This window comes from Fructilactobacillus lindneri DSM 20690 = JCM 11027, from assembly GCF_002907375.1.
Classification (GTDB): domain Bacteria; phylum Bacillota; class Bacilli; order Lactobacillales; family Lactobacillaceae; genus Fructilactobacillus; species Fructilactobacillus lindneri.
Window position 1 is genome coordinate 53078 of sequence record NZ_MIYK01000019.1, and the last position, 19307, is coordinate 72384.

At 33.4% G+C, this 19307-nt stretch carries 19 protein-coding genes, 19 tRNA genes and 1 rRNA gene; 4 read left to right on the forward strand and 35 right to left on the reverse strand.

Annotated features, from left to right (window positions below):
- Positions 1–5: 5 nt before the first annotated feature.
- From mraY to BHU33_RS06665, 6 genes are all read right to left on the reverse strand, one after another.
- Complete coding sequence (gene mraY, locus BHU33_RS06640; RefSeq protein WP_054646693.1) at positions 6–962, reverse strand: phospho-N-acetylmuramoyl-pentapeptide-transferase; 957 nt, start codon at positions 960–962, stop codon at positions 6–8.
- 26 nt (positions 963–988) lie between these two features.
- The gene (locus BHU33_RS06645; protein WP_056997752.1) at positions 989–3139 is read right to left on the reverse strand and encodes a penicillin-binding transpeptidase domain-containing protein; all 2151 of its coding nucleotides are present in this window, start codon (positions 3137–3139) and stop codon (positions 989–991) included.
- Complete coding sequence (locus BHU33_RS06650) at positions 3136–3513, reverse strand: hypothetical protein (protein WP_054646694.1); 378 nt, start codon at positions 3511–3513, stop codon at positions 3136–3138. The genes BHU33_RS06645 and BHU33_RS06650 overlap by 4 nt, the downstream gene beginning before the upstream one ends.
- Before the next feature lie 12 nt (positions 3514–3525).
- Positions 3526–4470 carry a 16S rRNA (cytosine(1402)-N(4))-methyltransferase RsmH gene (rsmH, locus tag BHU33_RS06655; RefSeq protein WP_054646695.1) on the reverse strand — a complete coding sequence of 315 codons (945 nt, stop codon included), beginning with the start codon at positions 4468–4470 and terminating at the stop codon, positions 3526–3528.
- A gap of 19 nt (positions 4471–4489) precedes the next feature.
- Positions 4490–4915 (reverse strand): division/cell wall cluster transcriptional repressor MraZ, encoded by a 426-nt coding sequence (gene mraZ, locus BHU33_RS06660; RefSeq protein WP_054646696.1) that lies wholly within the window; start codon positions 4913–4915, stop codon positions 4490–4492.
- Positions 4916–5040: 125 nt separating this feature from the next.
- The gene (locus BHU33_RS06665) at positions 5041–5436 is read right to left on the reverse strand and encodes a DUF3397 family protein (RefSeq protein ID WP_054646697.1); all 396 of its coding nucleotides are present in this window, start codon (positions 5434–5436) and stop codon (positions 5041–5043) included.
- Between the two features lie 93 nt (positions 5437–5529).
- Between BHU33_RS06665 and BHU33_RS06670 the strand changes: the two genes are divergently transcribed.
- A complete protein-coding gene (locus BHU33_RS06670) occupies positions 5530–5649 on the forward strand; it encodes a DUF4044 domain-containing protein (protein WP_078775200.1) in 120 nt (39 codons plus the stop codon).
- A gap of 42 nt (positions 5650–5691) precedes the next feature.
- On the opposite strand, the gene BHU33_RS06675 is transcribed toward BHU33_RS06670, so the two are convergent.
- On the reverse strand, positions 5692–7866 hold the full coding sequence (locus tag BHU33_RS06675; RefSeq protein ID WP_141117423.1) for a DNA translocase FtsK: 2175 nt from the start codon (positions 7864–7866) through the stop codon (positions 5692–5694).
- Between the two features lie 156 nt (positions 7867–8022).
- On the reverse strand, positions 8023–8547 hold the full coding sequence (locus tag BHU33_RS06680) for a tRNA (cytidine(34)-2'-O)-methyltransferase (RefSeq protein ID WP_054646698.1): 525 nt from the start codon (positions 8545–8547) through the stop codon (positions 8023–8025).
- Between the two features lie 131 nt (positions 8548–8678).
- Here BHU33_RS06680 and BHU33_RS06685 point away from each other — a divergent pair, with 131 nt between their 5' ends.
- Positions 8679–9047 (forward strand): copper homeostasis protein CutC, encoded by a 369-nt coding sequence (locus BHU33_RS06685; RefSeq protein ID WP_054646699.1) that lies wholly within the window; start codon positions 8679–8681, stop codon positions 9045–9047.
- Between the two features lie 228 nt (positions 9048–9275).
- Here the strand turns inward: BHU33_RS06685 and BHU33_RS06695 are convergent, their stop codons facing one another.
- Genes BHU33_RS06695 through BHU33_RS06705 form a run of 3 tightly spaced genes read right to left on the reverse strand, consistent with a single transcriptional unit; the run spans position 9276 to position 11588 of the window.
- Positions 9276–10160, reverse strand: a complete 885-nt coding sequence (locus BHU33_RS06695) for an RluA family pseudouridine synthase (RefSeq protein WP_056997755.1) — start codon at positions 10158–10160, stop codon at positions 9276–9278.
- Entirely contained in the window at positions 10153–10962 is an 810-nt protein-coding gene (locus BHU33_RS06700; RefSeq protein ID WP_054646701.1) for an NAD kinase, read from the reverse strand. The genes BHU33_RS06695 and BHU33_RS06700 overlap by 8 nt, the downstream gene beginning before the upstream one ends.
- The gene (locus BHU33_RS06705) at positions 10962–11588 is read right to left on the reverse strand and encodes a GTP pyrophosphokinase (protein ID WP_054646702.1); all 627 of its coding nucleotides are present in this window, start codon (positions 11586–11588) and stop codon (positions 10962–10964) included. The genes BHU33_RS06700 and BHU33_RS06705 overlap by 1 nt, the downstream gene beginning before the upstream one ends.
- Positions 11589–11744: 156 nt before the next feature.
- Between BHU33_RS06705 and BHU33_RS06710 the strand changes: the two genes are divergently transcribed.
- A complete protein-coding gene (locus BHU33_RS06710; RefSeq protein WP_054646703.1) occupies positions 11745–12314 on the forward strand; it encodes a DsbA family protein in 570 nt (189 codons plus the stop codon).
- A gap of 42 nt (positions 12315–12356) precedes the next feature.
- Here BHU33_RS06710 and pepF read toward each other — a convergent pair whose 3' ends face one another.
- From pepF to BHU33_RS06730, 4 genes are read right to left on the reverse strand one after another with little or no spacing between them, the layout of a single operon-like run.
- On the reverse strand, positions 12357–14156 hold the full coding sequence (gene pepF, locus BHU33_RS06715) for an oligoendopeptidase F (RefSeq protein WP_054646704.1): 1800 nt from the start codon (positions 14154–14156) through the stop codon (positions 12357–12359).
- Complete coding sequence (locus tag BHU33_RS06720; RefSeq protein ID WP_056997756.1) at positions 14153–15244, reverse strand: competence protein CoiA family protein; 1092 nt, start codon at positions 15242–15244, stop codon at positions 14153–14155. Before BHU33_RS06720 ends, pepF begins: the two co-directional genes overlap by 4 nt.
- Before the next feature lie 50 nt (positions 15245–15294).
- Positions 15295–15975 carry an adaptor protein MecA gene (locus BHU33_RS06725; RefSeq protein ID WP_054646707.1) on the reverse strand — a complete coding sequence of 227 codons (681 nt, stop codon included), beginning with the start codon at positions 15973–15975 and terminating at the stop codon, positions 15295–15297.
- Positions 15976–15996: 21 nt separating this feature from the next.
- A complete protein-coding gene (locus BHU33_RS06730; protein WP_056997757.1) occupies positions 15997–16737 on the reverse strand; it encodes an MBL fold metallo-hydrolase in 741 nt (246 codons plus the stop codon).
- Between the two features lie 98 nt (positions 16738–16835).
- Here BHU33_RS06730 and BHU33_RS06735 point away from each other — a divergent pair, with 98 nt between their 5' ends.
- Positions 16836–17342 (forward strand): hypothetical protein, encoded by a 507-nt coding sequence (locus BHU33_RS06735; protein WP_054646708.1) that lies wholly within the window; start codon positions 16836–16838, stop codon positions 17340–17342.
- A gap of 149 nt (positions 17343–17491) precedes the next feature.
- On the opposite strand, the gene BHU33_RS06740 is transcribed toward BHU33_RS06735, so the two are convergent.
- From BHU33_RS06740 to rrf, 20 genes are all read right to left on the reverse strand, one after another.
- Positions 17492–17565, reverse strand: a tRNA-Asp gene (locus BHU33_RS06740).
- Positions 17566–17569: 4 nt separating this feature from the next.
- Positions 17570–17643 (reverse strand) — tRNA-Met (locus BHU33_RS06745).
- A 19-nt stretch (positions 17644–17662) separates the two neighbouring features.
- Positions 17663–17735 (reverse strand) — tRNA-Glu (locus tag BHU33_RS06750).
- 8 nt (positions 17736–17743) lie between these two features.
- Positions 17744–17832, reverse strand: a tRNA-Ser gene (locus BHU33_RS06755).
- 4 nt (positions 17833–17836) lie between these two features.
- A tRNA-Ile gene (locus BHU33_RS06760) sits at positions 17837–17911 on the reverse strand.
- Between the two features lie 7 nt (positions 17912–17918).
- A tRNA-Gly gene (locus BHU33_RS06765) sits at positions 17919–17989 on the reverse strand.
- Positions 17990–18013: 24 nt separating this feature from the next.
- Positions 18014–18086: transfer RNA gene (locus tag BHU33_RS06770), tRNA-Phe, on the reverse strand.
- 9 nt (positions 18087–18095) lie between these two features.
- Positions 18096–18169 (reverse strand) — tRNA-Asp (locus BHU33_RS06775).
- A gap of 4 nt (positions 18170–18173) precedes the next feature.
- Positions 18174–18247, reverse strand: a tRNA-Met gene (locus tag BHU33_RS06780).
- Between the two features lie 7 nt (positions 18248–18254).
- Positions 18255–18344 (reverse strand) — tRNA-Ser (locus BHU33_RS06785).
- A gap of 70 nt (positions 18345–18414) precedes the next feature.
- A tRNA-Ile gene (locus tag BHU33_RS06790) sits at positions 18415–18489 on the reverse strand.
- A 9-nt stretch (positions 18490–18498) separates the two neighbouring features.
- Positions 18499–18572: transfer RNA gene (locus BHU33_RS06795), tRNA-Met, on the reverse strand.
- Between the two features lie 21 nt (positions 18573–18593).
- Positions 18594–18667, reverse strand: a tRNA-Pro gene (locus tag BHU33_RS06800).
- 7 nt (positions 18668–18674) lie between these two features.
- Positions 18675–18748 (reverse strand) — tRNA-Arg (locus BHU33_RS06805).
- Between the two features lie 5 nt (positions 18749–18753).
- Positions 18754–18839 (reverse strand) — tRNA-Leu (locus tag BHU33_RS06810).
- A gap of 17 nt (positions 18840–18856) precedes the next feature.
- Positions 18857–18928, reverse strand: a tRNA-Gly gene (locus BHU33_RS06815).
- Between the two features lie 4 nt (positions 18929–18932).
- Positions 18933–19006, reverse strand: a tRNA-Thr gene (locus BHU33_RS06820).
- A gap of 21 nt (positions 19007–19027) precedes the next feature.
- Positions 19028–19100 (reverse strand) — tRNA-Lys (locus BHU33_RS06825).
- Positions 19101–19102: 2 nt separating this feature from the next.
- A tRNA-Val gene (locus BHU33_RS06830) sits at positions 19103–19175 on the reverse strand.
- Between the two features lie 7 nt (positions 19176–19182).
- Positions 19183–19299: ribosomal RNA gene (gene rrf, locus BHU33_RS06835) — 5S ribosomal RNA — on the reverse strand.
- Positions 19300–19307 lie beyond the last annotated feature (8 nt).

Consider the following 19307-nt stretch of genomic DNA (forward strand, 5'->3'; position numbering starts at 1 on the left):
AATCATTAAATCATCACCATTACTCCAGTTATTGCAGTGATCAAACCAACTGTCCAAAATACAATATCAATTTTCCACTCACTCCAACCACTCATTTCAAATGAGTGATGAATTGGTGTCATTTTGAAAATTCTTTTACCTGTCAGTTTAAAAGAACCAACTTGTAACATAACACTTAAAGTTTCAATAACAAAAATCAATCCAATCCATAACAATGAAAATTCATGATGAAGTAAAATTGAAACAGCTGCTAGTGAGCCTCCAAGTGCTAGAGACCCCATGTCTCCCATAAAAATCTTTGCAGGCTTATGATTAAAACATAAAAATGCCAACAAGGCTCCTACAACTGCCATACAAAAAATCTGAATCTCATACTGATGTTGATAAAATGCTACTACTGCATAAGCTGCAAATGCAATAATACTTAAACCACTAACCAGTCCATCTAAACCATCAGTTAAGTTAACTGCATTAGAAAAACCAGTTAGCCAAAAAACAATAAAAAGAACATAAAAAATACCGAGATGAACATCTCCAAAATTAAAGAAACAAATTGCCATTGGAAAACCATGTGCCTCATAAACCCAAGCAAAAACCAACGCCCCAAAAACTTGCAAAGCAAATTTTTGCCAAGCCTTGAAGCCTTCATTTTGGCGTTTAAATAATTTAATACTATCGTCCCACATCCCAATCAAACCATAAAACAACAGAACAAATAATAAAATTATAAGGGTTGATTTTAATTGATTAACCAATAACCCATATGCCAAACAAGTCAAAATAATTGCAACGATAAAAGTTAATCCCCCCATTGTTGGGGTTCCACTTTTACTTTCATGCCAACTTGGGCCCTCGTCACGTATCATTTGCCCCTCTTTTTTTGCTCTAAAATACTTAATTAATATCGGGGTGAATAAGAACGTAATCACAAATCCACCAATCAATGGAAACATCCAGTTCATCGTTTTCAATCCTTTCAATCTAAAATTTATTTATTTAGTTCAATATTTAAAGTACTATGTTCATCAAATTCCTGAGCTGGTTTGATACTTTGATCAGTCACTTTACCATTACCATTAAAGTTAACTTTCACATCTAATAAAGAAGTTAAGTCCTGCACATCTTCTTTACTCCAACCGTTCATATCTGGCATAGTCATTTTTCCGTCAGTTACCAAGATAGCCCGACTAGCCAAATCTTTAGGAGCATCTGCGCCAGGAGTTTGCTTTATTACAGTTTGCCCATTTCCAACCGTTACATTTTGAATCTTTTTCTGATTTAACTCATCCTGTGCATCTTTCAAATTTTTACCAACTACATTTGGTATCTTAACTTGATTTACTTTGTTAGTCGTTTTAGACAATGCTTTTTTCATTACTACATTGAAAATTTGAGCCAAAACTTTAGTTGGCGAATCAGAACCTAAATGTGGTTGCTTCATAGTCACGTACATAATATATCTTGGATTCTTTGCGGGAACCATTCCTGCTACAGAATAGAGATAACTGTCAGTTCCATTTTCATATTGACCATTATCACCAGTAACCTGGGCTGTCCCAGTTTTAGCTGCTACTCGATAACCTTTAATCTTAAAATCTTGACCAATTCCATAACTTTTATAAACAAAATCTTCCATATGTTTTCTAACAGCATCAGCGGTAGAAGATTTAATTGGTTGACCAACAATTTTCTTGGGGTAATTTTTAACAACTTTTTTATTTTTTGAATCAGTAACATTAGAAATAAATCTAGGCTGAATCATTTGTCCATGATTAGCAATTGCTGAAAATCCTTGCAACGTTTGTAATCCAGTCACTTGAATTCCTTGTCCAAAAGCTGTATCAGCTTGTTCAATTGGACGTTGGAATTGCATACTTCCCGGAGTTTGTCTGTCGATTATCGAAGTATTATTTTTTAATAATTGAAAACGATTGATATAATCATGCCAGGTTTCAGCTCCCATATTTTGTTCCAAATGAGCCATTGCAACATTACTAGAAAGAGCAAATCCCTTATTAAAAGTAATATCTCCCCAACCATTCCGATCCCAATCAGGAACTGTCTGATTTCCAATTTTATAAATTCCTGAATGATATTTATCTGAACCATTATAATGACCACTGTCAATGGAAGCAGCCATCGTAAATATTTTCATTGTTGAACCAGGTTCATAAGTATCTTGAGTCAAAGTATCACGCCATACTCCACCTAAACCTTCTCCGGTCTCAGGATTAAAGGTAGGACGTTGGGCAGCAGCAACAATTTTCCCAGTTTTAACGTCCATCATCATTGCATTTAAAACTTTGGGATGAACTTTAGCATCAACTTTATTCATTTGATTCTCAAGTAATAGTTCCAATCCCGGATCAATTGTTGTATGCACGTTATTACCATCAATAGCCTTTTTAACTCGATTTTCCTCAGATGGTAATTGATACCCAAAATTATCGTGTTGTGTATCTTTAAATCCATTTTTACCAGTTAAAAACTTATTGAAAGATTTTTCAATTCCCATTTCACCCACTAGATTAGTCTGTTTGGTTTTTTGATTCATTTCCGAAACTGCTAATCCTACAATGTGTGAGGCAAAAACTCCATTGGGATACAAACGGGCTTGTTGTGGAATAAATTTAATTCCGGTCAAATGTTGAGCTTGAATTTTTTGTTTTGTAGAAAGGGAAATATTATTCCCAGCATTCCCAAATTCAACTTGAAAAGTTTTTCGTTTTGGAGTCAGGATTTTTTCTGCTTTGTCTTTAGAGATTGAAAGATTATCAGAAAGTACCTGTGCTGTTTTTTGAGGATTTTGTACGTATTCTGGCTTTCCTTTTTCATTTTTCTGACTTTTATCAAGAACTGCATATATAGAATATGTATTGGTATCTTCAGCTAACGGATGTCCTTTAGAGTCAAAAATGGAGCCTCGATGGGCTTTCAAAATACTATTATGACTATATAATTTTTTGGTCCGTTCTACTAAATTAACATTATTAGCTGTTTTAAAAATTGCTTTAAACGAAAAAGATCCGATAATCGCAAGAAATACAAAGCTAACAAGAATTAATAAAATTCTACCAAAATTCCTCCTAGTTCTTGTAGCTTTTCTTTGATCATCCAGCTGATTTTTTTTATTTTTCATCGTGTAACGTCCCTTACATTAGTATCTGAAAGAGAAAGTTTGTCTTTCTTAACTATCCGATTAATAGCATTGTTTTCAATTCCATCTAGTTCTTGAGTCAAACTCTGATTTTGATTTCTAAATTTACTACTTTGAGTCGATAGAGTTTGAAGAGAACGTTCAGACGCATTCAAAGAATTCTTAATAGTTATAATTGATATCATCGTTGCCACAACTAAAACAACCCCAACTACCATTAAAAGTTTCTCAAAACCAGATAAATGTAATGATTTTTGTGCTTCAATTTGTTCATCATGTCTAATTGAACGTTGATAAGTCTTTCTAGAATATGTATTTGTTGAAGATTGCTTTCTTGCTAACCCGTCTTGTGCCAAAACATCCACCTCTTATTTTATTTTTTCGATAATTCTTAATTTTGCACTATGTGATCGACGATTTTTTGTTTGTTCTTCTTCACTGGGTAAAATGGGCTTCTTTTGAATCATTTTAAAATGAGGTTGCATTTCATCAGGAATTACAGGAATATTAGGTGGTAAATTTTCAATAGTTGTTTTTTCTTTAAACATTCGTTTCACTAAACGATCTTCTAAGGATTGAAAAGTAATTACACTAATACGACCATTCACATTTAATAATTCAAGTGCTTGCTCCAATGACTTTTCTAATGCGCCCAATTCATCATTAACTGCAATTCGAATTGCTTGAAAAACTTTTTTTGCAGGATTGCCACCGTGACGACGAGCTGCTGCCGGAATAGCTTCTTTAACTATGTCGGCTAATTGGGTAGTTGTATTAATCGGCTGTTTAACACGAATTTTCTCAATGCTTCTTGCAATTGGCTTAGCAAATTTTTCTTCACCATAACGAAAGAAAATTCTAATTAACTGTTCGTAGGACCAATTATTTACTATCTCCCAAGCATCTAACGATTGTCTTTGATCCATTCGCATATCAAGACGTGCATCTTTTTGATAACTAAAACCACGATCAGCTACATCAAATTGTGGTGACGAAACTCCTAAATCGTAAACAATCCCATCAACTCCATGAACTCCATAATCATTTAAATCAGTTTTCAAATTACGAAAATTATCATGAATAAAAGTTAATTCATTATTGGCAAGATATTTTTGTAAATGTTGTTGATTATAATCAATAGCCGTTTCATCCTGATCAAAAGCATATAGATGACCTTCGTTTAGTTCAGAAAGAATTAATGTGCTATGTCCTCCACCGCCTAAGGTACAATCAACATAAGTACCATTGGCTTTCACATTCAGACCCGCTACTGCTTCTTTTAATAAAACAGTCTCATGCTTAAATTCAGTCATCTATATTTTTTCCTTTCAATCAAAAGTCTAATAAATTTTCTGCAATATCATTAAAATCATCTTGAGCTTGATCATTGTAATCATCCCATTTTTTTGCATCCCAAATCTCAAATCGCTTCGAAACACCAGTTAACACACAATTTTTAGTTAGTTTGGCATACTTAATTAAAGGATCAGGCAGATTAATTCTCCCTTGTTTATCAATCTCACATTCCGTAGCGGCAGAAAAAAACAAGCGAGCAAAAGTTCGGGCATCACGTTTATTAAAAGGAAGTTTATTCACTTCATCTTGAACTTTTTGCCATTCGGATTCAGTGTAACCAAACAAGCAACCATCAAGACCTCTCGTAACGATAAACCGATTGCCTAGTTGCTCTCGAAATTTTGCAGGAATGATAAGCCTGCCTTTTGAGTCAATATTATGACGGTACTCACCCATAAACATAGCTAATCATCCCTTTCCCTAAACATAGTTTAGTCTACCACAAACTACCACTTTCAACCACTTAAACACTAAAATTCACCACAAAAAAATAAAGCCATTTGAGAAAGTAATCTCAAATGGCTTTATCACAGTTTTATAATAATTTCATAACCAAAACAAATTAAATAAAAAAATAACCAATATAAATCAGCAAAACGCCAAAATGCAATCATAAATTGTTTAATGATAACTTCACCATTATGAATTAATAAATAAATAATCCAAATGATTCCAATCAACATCCAGCCACAAATAAAAATTGGCAAAAAAGTTGTCCCATGGCTATTCATGGTGATTTGATGAATAGCAATAATTGCAAAAATAGGAAAGAAATCAATTATTTTTATTTTTTTAAAAAATTTAAATTTAGTAATTCTATTAAACAAACTAAATAAAAACATTACAATTATTAAAGTAACAAAAGGAATTAACTGAATTTCAAATAACGCCTCAATTGTTTGTGGATATGAAACTACCTGCATATTTTAATTTCTTCCTTCCTTATTTGATGTGATTTGCATTGTTTTCGTCACACAGTTAAACTTATTATTATTATATTGAAAGTGGTGTTTAAATTGACAAAATGGAAAGATAAATCAACTTTTCAAAAAATTTTATACGTTTTTGTATGGATTATGATTATTGTAACAATTGGCGGAGTTGTTTTAGGTTCTGCTGCAGCTTTAATGGAATAATAAAAATAATGACCTGAAGAAAATTTCTTCAGGTCATTATTTTTATGAATCAACCGAAGAATCTTCTTGTTTATAAACAGTTCTAGGAGTGCTCCCACGTTGGGGACCAACATAACCTCTTTGTTCCATATCATCAATGATTCTAGCAGCTCGGTTATACCCAATTCGAAAACGACGTTGTAACATCGAAGTACTTGCCTTATGTTCCTTAACTACAAAATCCAATGCTTCATCAAATAACTCGTCCTTCTCTTCATCTTTTTCATCTTGGGTTATTTCTTCATCACTGATTATCATATTTTCATCATAATCAGGATCGCCTTCTTGCTTAACAAAGTCAACAACACTTTCAACATCCTGATCAGAAATAAATGATCCTTGAATTCGCAACGGTTTATTAAGATCAATTGGTTCATACAACATGTCACCGCGACCAAGTAATTTTTCAGCTCCATTAGCATCCAAAATAGTTCTTGAATCTGTTCCACTCGAAACTGCAAATGCAATTCTGGACGGTACATTGGCTTTAATTAATCCCGTAATAACATCAACAGAAGGTCGTTGGGTAGCTAAAATCATATGAACACCAGCTGCTCTTCCCATTTGCGCTAATCGAATGATGGCACTTTCTACCTCATTTGAAACGGTCATCATCAAATCTGCCAGTTCATCAACAACTACTACAATGTATGGCAAAGTTGGTAGATCAGTCCCCTCTTCTGAATTTTTATGTTTAATAAATTCATTATAAGTACTAATTTTTCTTTGACCGGCTTTTGCAAATAGCTCATATCTTTTTTCCATTTCAGCAACTACTTTCCCCAAAGCTCGAGTTGCTTTTTTTGGTTCTGAGACAACCGGAGACAAAAGATGCGGAATCCCATTATAAACTCCTAATTCAACCTTTTTAGGATCAATCAACATCATTTTAACTTGATCTGGAGTTGCTTTTAACAAAATGCTAGTCAAAATCCCATTAATTGCAACTGATTTTCCGCTCCCTGTCGATCCAGCAATTAGTAAATGAGGCATTTTCGTTAAATCACAAGAAATCACGTTCCCATTTACATCTTTTCCAAGTGGAACACTAAGTACATCATCTCGTGTTTTTTTAGATTGAGTTTCAAAGACATCACGAAAAGATACCATTGATACTTCTTTATTGGGTACTTCAATTCCAATTAAAGATTTACCAGGTATGGGAGCTTCAATTCGAATATCTTTTGCAGCCAATGCCAACGCTAGATCATCACTTAAATTTACAATTTTGCTAACTTTAACCCCGATAGCTGGATGTAGTTCATATTCAGTTACTGAAGGACCAAGACTTACATTTTTAACCTCGGCGTCTACTCCAAAACTCTTTAAAGTTTTTTGTAAAATTTGAGTGTTTTTATCAATCGCATGGTATTCAGTAGTTTGATCAGTTGGTGGAATTTTAGCTAATAAGTTAATAGATGGTAATTGATAGTCACCATTAGAAGTTTTAACCGGTGAAGTGTTAAAAATTTGTTCGTCAGTTGTTTGATTATTAATAGCCATTCTAATGTTTGGTTTTTCATTGACCTTAACATCTTTGGATTGTTCGATAGTTTCAGAAGGCTGCTCTATTTCATCTTGTTGAAGTGATCCTTTATGCTTAACTATTTCAGATTCAATAATAGTTGGCTTTTTTATCGATTTTCGTTGTAAAATACGACGATTATGGGCTGCTTTAACGGTTCCAAACCATTTTTTTATCCAGTTAAAACCATTTCTAGTAATTTTAATCACAGGAACATTAAAGAAAATTAATAAACCACCCAACATTAACAAAATTGCTAAAATATCAGTTCCAATTAAAGAAATCAATTTTGAAAAAATGGTTAGCAAACCAGCTCCAATCATTCCACCACCAACGTTGGCAGTAGTTGATCCTTTCACAAAATCATTCATCAAAGTTTTCCAAGTAGTCCCCCAATATTGAAAATGCTGATCTAAAGCATTAAACATCGAAAGAGAAGCAAAAATCAAATATCCGGTAAAACTTACCCCAGTCCCAACTAAAAAACGATCTTTAACTTTGGGAAGTGGATGTTCTATTAATAAAAAAATGCCCCAAATTCCAAATAAAGCTAATAAAACTTGATATGAATTTCCAACTAAGATTCGGAATAGATTAGCAAAAAATGTGCCAATAATCCCCAAACTAAAAAAACCCAACAGAGAAATTATCATTACTAATAACCCTAAAATATTGATTTTTCTTTCCAAACAAAACTGTAAAAATCGTTTACTAAATGTATTTTTTACATTTTTTTTTCGTTTAGTTGGTCGTTTTTTGGTAATTTTCTTTCTAGTTGTCTTTCTTGTAGTCAAAAAAACACCTCACTCTTATTTTTTAAAATCTTTTAATTTATCATGTTGATAGTTATGAATCTTAGCTAGTCCATTAAATTGTTGCTGTCGTAATGCTTCATATATTACGATGGCACAAGTATTTGATAAATTTAAAGCACGAATATGTGAATCGTCTTGTGGGATTCTAACTGCCTGTTCAGCATATTTTTGTTCAAATTTTTCTGGTAATCCAGTAGTTTCCTTCCCAAAAACAAAGTAATAGTCTTGATTAGGATTACTGTAATCATGATCTGTATAGGTATACTTTCCAAACTTAGAGACTAAAAACATTTGTTGCTGGTTTGGAACCGTTTTTAAAAAAGCAGGCAAATTGTCATGATAATTTATTTGAACTTTATCCCAATAATCCAATCCTGCTCGTTTCAAGTGTTTATCATCAACGGAAAATCCGAGCGGCTTAATTAAATCTAGAACAGTGTCAGTTCCAGCACATGTTCTAGCAATATTACCAGTATTAGCCGGCATTAAAGGTTCAAATAACACAATATGATTAGTCATGAAATCGCTCCAAATCTCTAAATTTTAGTTTCCAATGCTTTATTATACCACGTCATTAAATTTTTCATTTCTTGAATTAATATTTTTTTGCGAAAAAACAAGGTATAATTAGAAATAAGGAGATGAAATAAATGTCGTTTATTGAACCATTAATTGATTGTTTTAGTGCTCTCCCTTCAGCAGCTGGAACAACTAAAATGCGAGTTGCAATTGCAAATAATAAAATGACACCAAGTCGTGGTTTAATTGCTGAAGCAACCAAGTATGTGCATGAAAAACAAAAAAGTTTGGATGTGTGGATCAATGCCAATCAAGACACTAGCGTTTTTAATGATTCTGAAATTAAAATTATGGAAGATGATTTATTTCAATGCCAAGAATTAGGTGTAGACGGGGTCTTAATTGGAGCCACTACAAAGGATCATCAAATTGATAAAGAAGCAATGCAAATCTTAATTGGTGCTTCAGCTGGAATGGAAATTTTTTTCACCAGCTTTTGATGAAATTAACGAAATAAATTGGGATCAAAATATTCAGTGGTTAATTGATAATCATTTTACTGGGATTATAACTTATAAAAACTTTGAAAAGTTACAAAGTAAATTATCTAAAGACCCCACTTTGCAAGTAATTCCGATTACATTTAATCAAGATGAATTAGTTGAAATAGAGGATAAATATCAACCACTAAATATTATCAATAAAAAATAATCTGACAAAATGTCAGATTATTTTTTTTGCAATTCATTAAAATAAATAGGAATGGGTGCCGTAACTTTAATTGTTTTTTCATCAAGTGGATCATAAAACTCTAACTCATAACAATGTAATGCTTGATGATCTAATAGTTTATTAGTCGGATTGTAAAGCCAATCCCCTAGTAAAGGATGTCCAATAGCCGCAAAATGAACTCTAATCTGATGGGTCCGACCAGTATGAAGTTGCACTTTAACAATTGAATAATCATTACCAGCCTGTTGAGTCCAAAACTCAGTTCGAGAATACTTACCATCAGTAGTAACACTTCGCTCAATAAAAGAATCAGGCTTGCGTCCTAAAGGTAAAATAATATTTGCATGGTCAATGTTCAATTTACCTTGAACGCCAGCAATATAATATTTTTTCACTTCATGCTGCTTTAAAGCTTTATCCATCACAGAATGCGCTAAACTGTTTTTGGCAAATACTACAGGCCCACTGGTTCCTCGATCCAAACGATTTACGGCATGAATTGTTTTATTAGAAAAATTATTGCGCAAATAATATCCTAAAACTCGATTTACTAATGTATCATTAGGATAAATTCTAGAAGGAACAGTGGCTACTTTGACAGCTTTATTGATAATCAGATAATTGTCATTTTCAAACAAGATTTCAAATGGTAAATTAGAAACATTTAAAAACTCATTTTGAGTCTCTGGTGGTAACTTTATTTTAACCATGTCTCTGGGATTTAACATGTAGTTAGTATATTGTTCTACATTATTAACTAACGTACTTCCACCATGATATTTAATCCGTTTCAATAAAGAACGAGTCACACATTTATTTAATAAAAAAGTTCTTAATTTAAGAGGCGAATCGTTTTTATTTTCCCAAACAAATTCAGTCATTGATTGAACTGCCGATAAATGAATTACTTACCCGCTTCCAGAAATTAGTATGTCGATACTTAGCAAAATAAATTCGTCGCTTGGAAATTCGATATGTAATTGATTCAATTGGACGATCCATCACTAATAACTGATCACAAGTTAAGACATTGTGTAAAGAAACTTTAGGAACAATCGTAATACTTTCCGTAGGTGGAATAATAATAGGAGATCCAATAGTTCGGAACACACGGTTATTAATCGACGCCATTTCTGCAACTTGAACAGCATTAAATTCAGGTGAAATAATTGCTCCGCCTACTGATTTGTTATAAGCAGTTGATCCAGTAGGAGTTGAAATACACAAACCATCCCCTCTAAAGCTTTCAAATAATTGATCTTTAATATAAACCTTAGCAACCATCGTTCCAAATAATTTTTTTACGGTTGACTCATTTAAAGCCACCATATAATCAGGACGACCACCATCAGAGTATTTAATTTCAATACTTAGCAATGGATAGCTTACACTTTGACCATTATCATGTTCTAAACTAGCAACTAACTGCTTAACTTCGTTATCTCGCCAATCAGTATAAAATCCCAAGTGACCGGTATGAATTCCAACATACCTAACTTTTTCCATTAAATCATCATAGTGATGAAAAGCTGATAGTAACGTTCCATCTCCACCAACTGAAATAACTACTTCTGGATTTAACTCATCAAGTTCCAACACATTGGATTTATTAATCAATTCTGATAGTTTCGATGCTACCTGACTCGACATTTTATTATCATTACCATAAATAGCAATTCGCATTACTTTTCTTCCCCTTTAGATTGATCTTTTTCAGCATCTTTAACTAATTCATTTCTAATTTTTGACATCTCTTCATCAAGTTTAAACGCCGTTTCAGAAGCAGCTTGCAATCTTTGATGAACTTCAGCAGGAAAAGCATTTGGATGCTTATAATTCAATGAATGTTCCAATGTAGCCCAAAAATTCATTGCTAAAGTTCTGATTTGAATTTCTACTAAAATATCGCGTTGTCCGTCTATCAACTGTAAAGGATAACGAAAAATAATATGATAAGAACGATATCCGCTTTCCTTTTCGTTATTTACATAATCTCGTTCAGAAACAATGTCAATATCATTTCGTCTGCGTAAGATATTAACAACTTCATGAATATCGTCTAAAAAGGGACACATGATTCGTAGCCCACAGATGTCTTCCATATCCTCTGTTAAACGATCTGGTGCAATATTTCTACGTTTTATTTTTTCTTTAATACTATCAATTGATTTAATCCGACTGGTTACGAATTCGATTGGAGAATGTTCATCTAATTGTTGAAATTCATCTCGAATTCCACGAAGTTTAACTTTCCATTCTTTTGCGGCTTGATTATAGGGAAACAAAAATAATTCCCAATTTTCAATCATAAAACCACTCCATTCTGATTTATAAGATTGACTTTATCATATCATATTTATTTGTAGATTATTTTACAGGTTTTAAAACAAAATTATTGAAATTTAATGAAAATTTAGGTATTGTAAATAATGCATTATTATTTAATTTACTGAAAGGAGCTAGTTATGATTGAAATGTATTTATTCGTTGAAACCTCGTGTTCAGAATGTCTTCGTGCTGAAAAAGCAGTTACTAAGATAGCTAAAAATATTTCAACTAATATTAGTTTGAAATTTATACCATTCATGAACCTAGGAGTTTTGAACCCTACAGATCAATCAAAACCAAACTCCTATGAACTTATTCTTGATTATAAAGCTGCTTTATTTCAAGGATGTAAAAAGGGACGACAGTTTTTAGCCTCATTGCAACAAAAGATCTTTATTGAGGGAGCTTCATATAACAAGACCTTGGTTTATGACATTGCAAAACAAATCAATTTAGACTTGGAAATGTTTAAAGAAGACCGTCATTCACAGTTAATTATTAATACATTTAAAGCTGATCAGGAATTAATGTCAGAAATGAATATCGTAAATCATGGTAACCTAGTCATTTTTGATTGTACATCCGATAATAATGGTTTATTGATTGAAAAGGTCGATTATTCACAATTACATAATATCTGTCAAAAAATAATTAACAAAGATTCTCTAAAAAATTTAAACCAAACTCATAATTTACGTGTGTTATAAAAAAGCTTAAATGACTAACAAATAGTCGTTTAAGCTTTTTTTCTACAATAAATCTTCTAACTGATCAAGACGATTAGCAAATTTTGCAAATGCATTATCTAAATAACTACTATCCATCATATCAACTCCAGCTAATTGCATGATTTCAATAGGCGTTTTTGAGCTACCTGATTTCAAATAATCCAGATAATTTTGTAAATCTCGCTCATTTCCACTAGTAAGATTAGTAGCTAAATTTGAAGCAGCAGCAAATCCCGTAGCATATTGATAAACATAAAAATCATAGTAAAAATGTGGAATTCTAGACCATTCTAATTTAATTTCAGGATCAGAAATGATTTGATTTCCATAATATTTTTGATTTAATTTTAAATATTTTTCATTCATAAAATCAGCAGTTAAAGCCTTTCCTGCTTGGGATGCTTGATGAATTTCATTTTCAAATTCCGCAAATTGTGTTTGTCTAAAAATAGTCCCCTTAAAGCCTTCGAGATATGAACTTAAAATATATTTTTTAATTTCTGGATCTGCTGTATTTTCCAATAAATAATCAGTTAAAATATTTTCATTCGTAGTCGATGCAATCTCGGCTACAAAAATTGAATAATCACCATATTGATATGGTTGATTATGACTAGAATAATAACTGTGCATACTGTGTCCAGTTTCGTGAATCAAAGTATAAATGTTATCCAAGTTATCTTGCCAATTTAACAATACATACGGATTAGTATCATACATTCCTGAAGAATAAGCGCCGGTTCGTTTTCCCTGATTCTCCACCACATCAATCCACCGATTATCAAATTCTTCTTGAACATGTTTAAGATAATCGTCCCCCATCGTCTCTAAAGCATCTAAAACAATCTGCTTCCCTTTATTAAAGGTAAAATTGGTTTTTGGTACTTGAGCTAGTGGTACGTACATATCATACATATGCATTTCAGATAAATTCAAAATTTTCTTTCGCAAAGCAACGTATCGATGTAATAATGGCAAATGCTGATTAACACTTTTTATTAAAGTATCATAAACAGTAGTTGGAATTTCATTTTCGTGCATTGCCATTTCACGAGCAGAGTCAAAATGATGAACTTCTGCTTGATAATTATTAACTGAAACTTCAGTTGATAAAGTAGCTGCAAGGGTATGCTGAAATTGATCAAAGACTGTATAAAATTTTTGAAAGGCAGTTTTACGAACCTCCCGATCAGAAGATTGTAATAACGAACTATAAATTCCATTGGAAAGCTTAACGATTTTACCGTCTTCATTTGGAACAGTTGGAAAAGAAAAATCAGAACTATCCAAAATTCCAAAAATCTTTTCTGGTGAAGCAAAAATGTTAGCAGCCCCCGATAATAACTTTTCTTCGTCAGGTTTCAACACATGTCCTTCATTTTTTAAAATAACCGCAAAAAGTCGTTCATATTGTTTTAACTGTGGTTGTTCTTCGATGAATTGTGCAATCTTTTGCCTGCCTAATTCAATTATTTCAAAATCAAACCAAGATTGTGCCTTATTAACTTTAGTTCCTAAAGTTTCAACTTTATCCATATCAGTCTGAGTACTTCCATTAGAAGTATCAATATCATTACTTAACTGAGCATACACATACAATTTTTCAAACATTCGATTTAATCTAAGAACCGTTTGCACAACGTATAATAAAGATTTACTGTCCATTTTAAGTTTCCCCGTTAAATTACTAACCTGAGGAAGCATTGCGCTAACTTGTTTAAATTCTTTTTCAAATTCAGCATGGTTCTTAAAAATAGTAGTAAGATCCCAGGTTAAATTTTTTGGAACATCTTTACGATTGGGAATATTTTCAATACTCATTTTTTGACTTCCTTTTTAATCTTTTTAATTGCCTTAATTTTAGCATAAGTATCCCGATACCATACAAACTCACTAATTTTTACCGCTGTTCCAGCTTTAATTTGAATAAACTGTTGCTTACACAACACATTTATAAAATCAAGAAAAGCCCTATGATAAAAAAATTCAATACTTTTAATAAAGGGAAAATTATAGTCAAAAGTCTGCTTTAAAAATATTGCTTTATATAATTCTTCAATGGGAATCTCAGTAACTTCATTTAATTTCAAGATAATTTCAATGCGCCAATTTAACCAATTATTGCCAAAAAGTGGTGGAATAATCCGTGGATAATGACAAACTAAGGGACATCCACTAACAGAAACTCCGTTTGAATAACAATGATTTTGTAATTTTATAAAATTATGATTAGAACTTCTTAAATTCATTTCAATTAAACTTGTAACTCTTAACAAGCTAGGCGTAGTTGTTTTAAATCCAGCTGAATTATGCAAATAATTAAGTAATTCCTGCCAGTTTGAAAACAATTTTTCTGAATAATAAATTTGATTGTCAATTTGATGGATTTGATAACGAAGTAAATATCTTTTTTGAGTAACTTTTAAAAAAACTAAATAAAAACCAACTGATTCTTTATAACGCATAAATCGTAATACAGCCATGCTATTAACACGTTTTTGTAAATAAGCTGATCCTAAAATCCAAAATGAAACCATCCCAATTTGATAATAACCTTCAATTCGCTCACGTAATCGTTGATTTGTAATAGGACTACATTGAAATTCGATTGCCAAGTTTTTAATCAAAATATCAGGTCGCTGCTTAATTGGTTTTAAATACTTTTCAACTTGAACGCCTTTTTCAAACGTAATTAAATCATTAAATAAATATGATTTCCCTTGTAAATGTTGTTCCGTCTCTGGCTCACTATTTACACAATTAGAATGATTCTGATGAGAAAAATGTGCTGTGTTTTTTAATCCGTGTTTAAAAATTAATTTTTCACCACAATCAGGACAAAAATATTTATTTTTATTAGATGCTTCAGAAGCCATTACAAGTTTATGATTATGATATGCCATGAGCATTGTGATTACCCTTAGCATAATACGAAAAAAGATCAACAAAAGTTGATCTTTTAAGCAAAGTAACTAAGCAAAGTAGAAATTGCTGCATCCTTGATTATTAATTTAGCTTCATGTGAAATTTTATTGGCTCTTATCTTACTTAGTTTTCCATATTCATAAATTAAAGCTGACTGGTTATCGATTAAAGATAACACACTAGAAATGTTATTATTACCTGCCAAAATTACATATTTTAAAATTAAGTAATATTCATTCCCTTTTTTATACATATCAGAAACAATATGAATACCTATCAAATTTTGAAAATTTTTTATTTGTTTAACTGCAACAACTAGGTTTTCAAAATTATCAAATTGAATCGGAACAGTCCTAATCATTTTATTTTCATCAAATTCATCAATTGGTTTGTTTTTTTCTTTCAAAGTTTCAAATCGTTTTCGAGTTTTATCGGAAGTAAAATTAACATTTGCTTCAGTTAATCTAGAAACCATATCACTATCTTTACTAATAATCATTTCAAATCCATTTTCAATCGGCATTACCTGAAATGAAACTAAATCATTATTTTGAAATTCATGATTAACATCAACTTCTTCCAATATTTTATAAAAAAAGTTTTCAACTTTATTTTGATCATCAACTAAATCTAAAAGATTAACATCTCGTTCTTTTAAATCACTTTTAGTTACCCAAACCTTAATAGTATTTTCATTAGTTTTTTCAAATTTCAATTGAACTCCCTCTTTACTATTCTATAAATTAATCTTCATTCCAACTTTTGGAAGAACAACATCAACTTTTCCATCTACAGCTTTTTTAGTTTCTGAAAGCAATCGCTGAAAATCATTTACTTGAGGCAAATGACTAATCAACAATTTCTTTACCTTCGCTTTTTTTGCCAGCTCACCTACTTGTGCAGTAGTCATATGCCAAATTTGATCAGTTTTGTTAGCAAAAAAATTGGTGTCTGCAATCATTAAATCTGCATTTTGTGAAAAATCAATAAGTTCTTCAAAATATCTTGAATCAGCAGTATAAACTAATACTTTACCGTTGTCTCGATTTTTGATTCTAATTGCAAATGCGGGAACTGGATGCACTGTTTTTAAAAAACTAATGTCAAATGGTCCAATATTATTAACCTTATTTGGGTCAAAAGCAACCTTTTGAGTGGCATTTGGCCAAGTTAATGCATCAAACTGCACCTTGTCTAAAGTATGCCCGTAAATTGGCAAAATATCAGTCTGATAACGTTTTTCATGAAGTTGCCAGTAATATTGTAAAACTCCCACATCAGCTATATGATCCGCATGATAATGCGATAAAATAACAGCATTTAATTTTAATGGATCTAACACATTTTCTAAGGACATTAATACTCCACTGCCACAATCAATCAACAAATTAAAATCTTTAGTTTTCAATAAATAACCACTAGTACCGATATTATTATATGGATACCCTCCATAAAATCCTAAAACTGTTAATTCCATGATTACACCCTCATTTTATTATAAATAAACCTTTTCCCTTTTAACTTAACGTACTTTATTCTAAACTTAAAGTAAATAATAAGAATGGAGTATTAACTATGATAACAAAAATTTCTGTCACATTTGGTTCTAAAGCCGTACTTGATAAGATTATCAAAAAATATCCAGAACGTCACTTAGCATTATTTTCAGCAAGTAACAACGCTAGTGGATTAGAGTTAGTTGATTATTCAGGTAAAGATCCAATTTTTAGTAATCCAATTGTTTTTAACGTCGTCTCTCACACTGGTGTAGATAATTGGAATCACTATATTGATTATGTAGAAGCAGTCCTAGATGCTCAAAAACGAAAAATTCTTGATGCTAAAGTAAGCAATTTTATGACTGACGTCAATTATCCCACTGGAATGTACAGTGCATATTATATGACTTCGTCAGAAAATCCGGACAAAAGGGTTTTATTAACCTTATGGAAAGAACAATATGACTGCATGCAATGGAAAAAGGATGAAAAAGATAATTTTATAACCTATGACAAATTCAAAGATGATTTTACAGTAAATTATCACAGTGCTGGTTATGTACGGGTAACATCAGATAATTAACTTTTAACATTAAAAAATGAAATTTAAAAGACATAGTTTAGGCTATTTATACAACCTAACTATGTCTTTTATTTTAATACAAAAAAATAATAAAAAATTCACTAAGTTTTTAATTTAGTGAATTAAATCGAATATTTTCATTATATTTACGGTCTGTACGAGACTCGAACTCGTGATCTCCTCCGTGACAGGGAGGCGTCTTAACCGACTGGACCAACAGACCAAAATTGCGGGGGCTGGATTTGAACCAACGACCTCCGGGTTATGAGCCCGACGAGCTGCCAGACTGCTCTACCCCGCGATAATTATAATATTATAGATGACCCGTACGGGATTCGAACCCATGTTACTGCCGTGAAAGGGCAGTGTCTTAAACCACTTGACCAACGGGTCATAAAAAACGGAGAAGGAGAGATTCGAACTCTCGCGCCGCTTACGCGACCTACACCCTTAGCAGGGGCGCCTCTTCAGCCAACTTGAGTACTTCTCCAAAATGGGCCTAAGTGGACTCGAACCACCGACCTCACGCTTATCAGGCGTGCGCTCTAAACCAGCTGAGCTATAGGCCCATATAAAAGCGGGTGACGAGAATCGAACTCGCGACAATAGCTTGGAAGGCTATGGTTTTACCACTAAACTACACCCGCATAACATATTAAATTTGAAACAAGTGGCGCGGGACAGAATCGAACTGCCGACACACGGAGCTTCAATCCGTTGCTCTACCAACTGAGCTACCGAGCCATGTTAAAGCGGTCCGTACGAGACTCGAACTCGTGATCTCCTCCGTGACAGGGAGGCGTCTTAACCGACTGGACCAACGGACCAAAATTGCGGGGGCTGGATTTGAACCAACGACCTCCGGGTTATGGGCCCGACGAGCTACCAGACTGCTCTACCCCGCGATAATAAAGGAGGATGAGAGATTCGAACTCTCGCGCGATTTGACTCGCCTGACGGTTTTCAAGACCGTTCCCTTCAGCCAGACTTGGGTAATCCTCCAATAGACACATAATATTATATCATGTATATAATAAAAATACAATGGCCACCAAATAAAAAATTTGGCATATGGATCTTGTAGGACTCGAACCTACGACCGGACGGTTATGAGCCGTCTGCTCTAAACCAACTGAGCTAAAGATCCAAGACCTAATCGCGGCAGAGGGGATCGAACCCCCGACCTCCCGGGTATGAACCGGACGCTCTAGCCAGCTGAGCTACACCGCGATTTATAGATAAAATATCTAATCGGGAAGACAGGATTCGAACCTGCGACCCCCTGGTCCCAAACCAGGTGCTCTACCAAGCTGAGCTACTTCCCGATGAAAATGCACCTAGTAGGAGTCGAACCTACAACCTTCTGATTCGTAGTCAGACACTCTATCCAATTGCGCTATAGGTGCATAAATGCCGAGGACCGGGATCGAACCGGTACGGTCATTACTGACCGCAGGATTTTAAGTCCTGTGCGTCTGCCAATTCCGCCACCCCGGCATATAAAACTGACGCAAAGCGGAAGACGGGATTCGAACCCGCGACCTCCACCATGGCAAGGTGGCGTTCTACCACTGAACTACTTCCGCATAATGCCGACTAGAGGAGTCGAACCTCCGACCTCCTGTTTACAAGACAGGCGCTCTAGCCAACTGAGCTAAGTCGGCATTGAATATTTATAAAACTAATGAGCCGTGGCAGGTTCGAACTGCCGACCCTCTGATTAAAAGTCAGATGCTCTACCGGCTGAGCTAACGGCTCAATGGAAGATACAGGGATCGAACCTGTGACCTCCTGCTTGTAAGGCAGATGCTCTCCCAGCTGAGCTAATCTTCCATCAATTGCGTGGCAACGTCCTATCCTCGCAGGGGGCGATCCCCCAACTACTTTTGGCGTGCTGAAGCTTAACTTCTGTGTTCGGCATGGGAACAGGTGTATCCTTCAGGCTATCGCCACCACACTATGCTT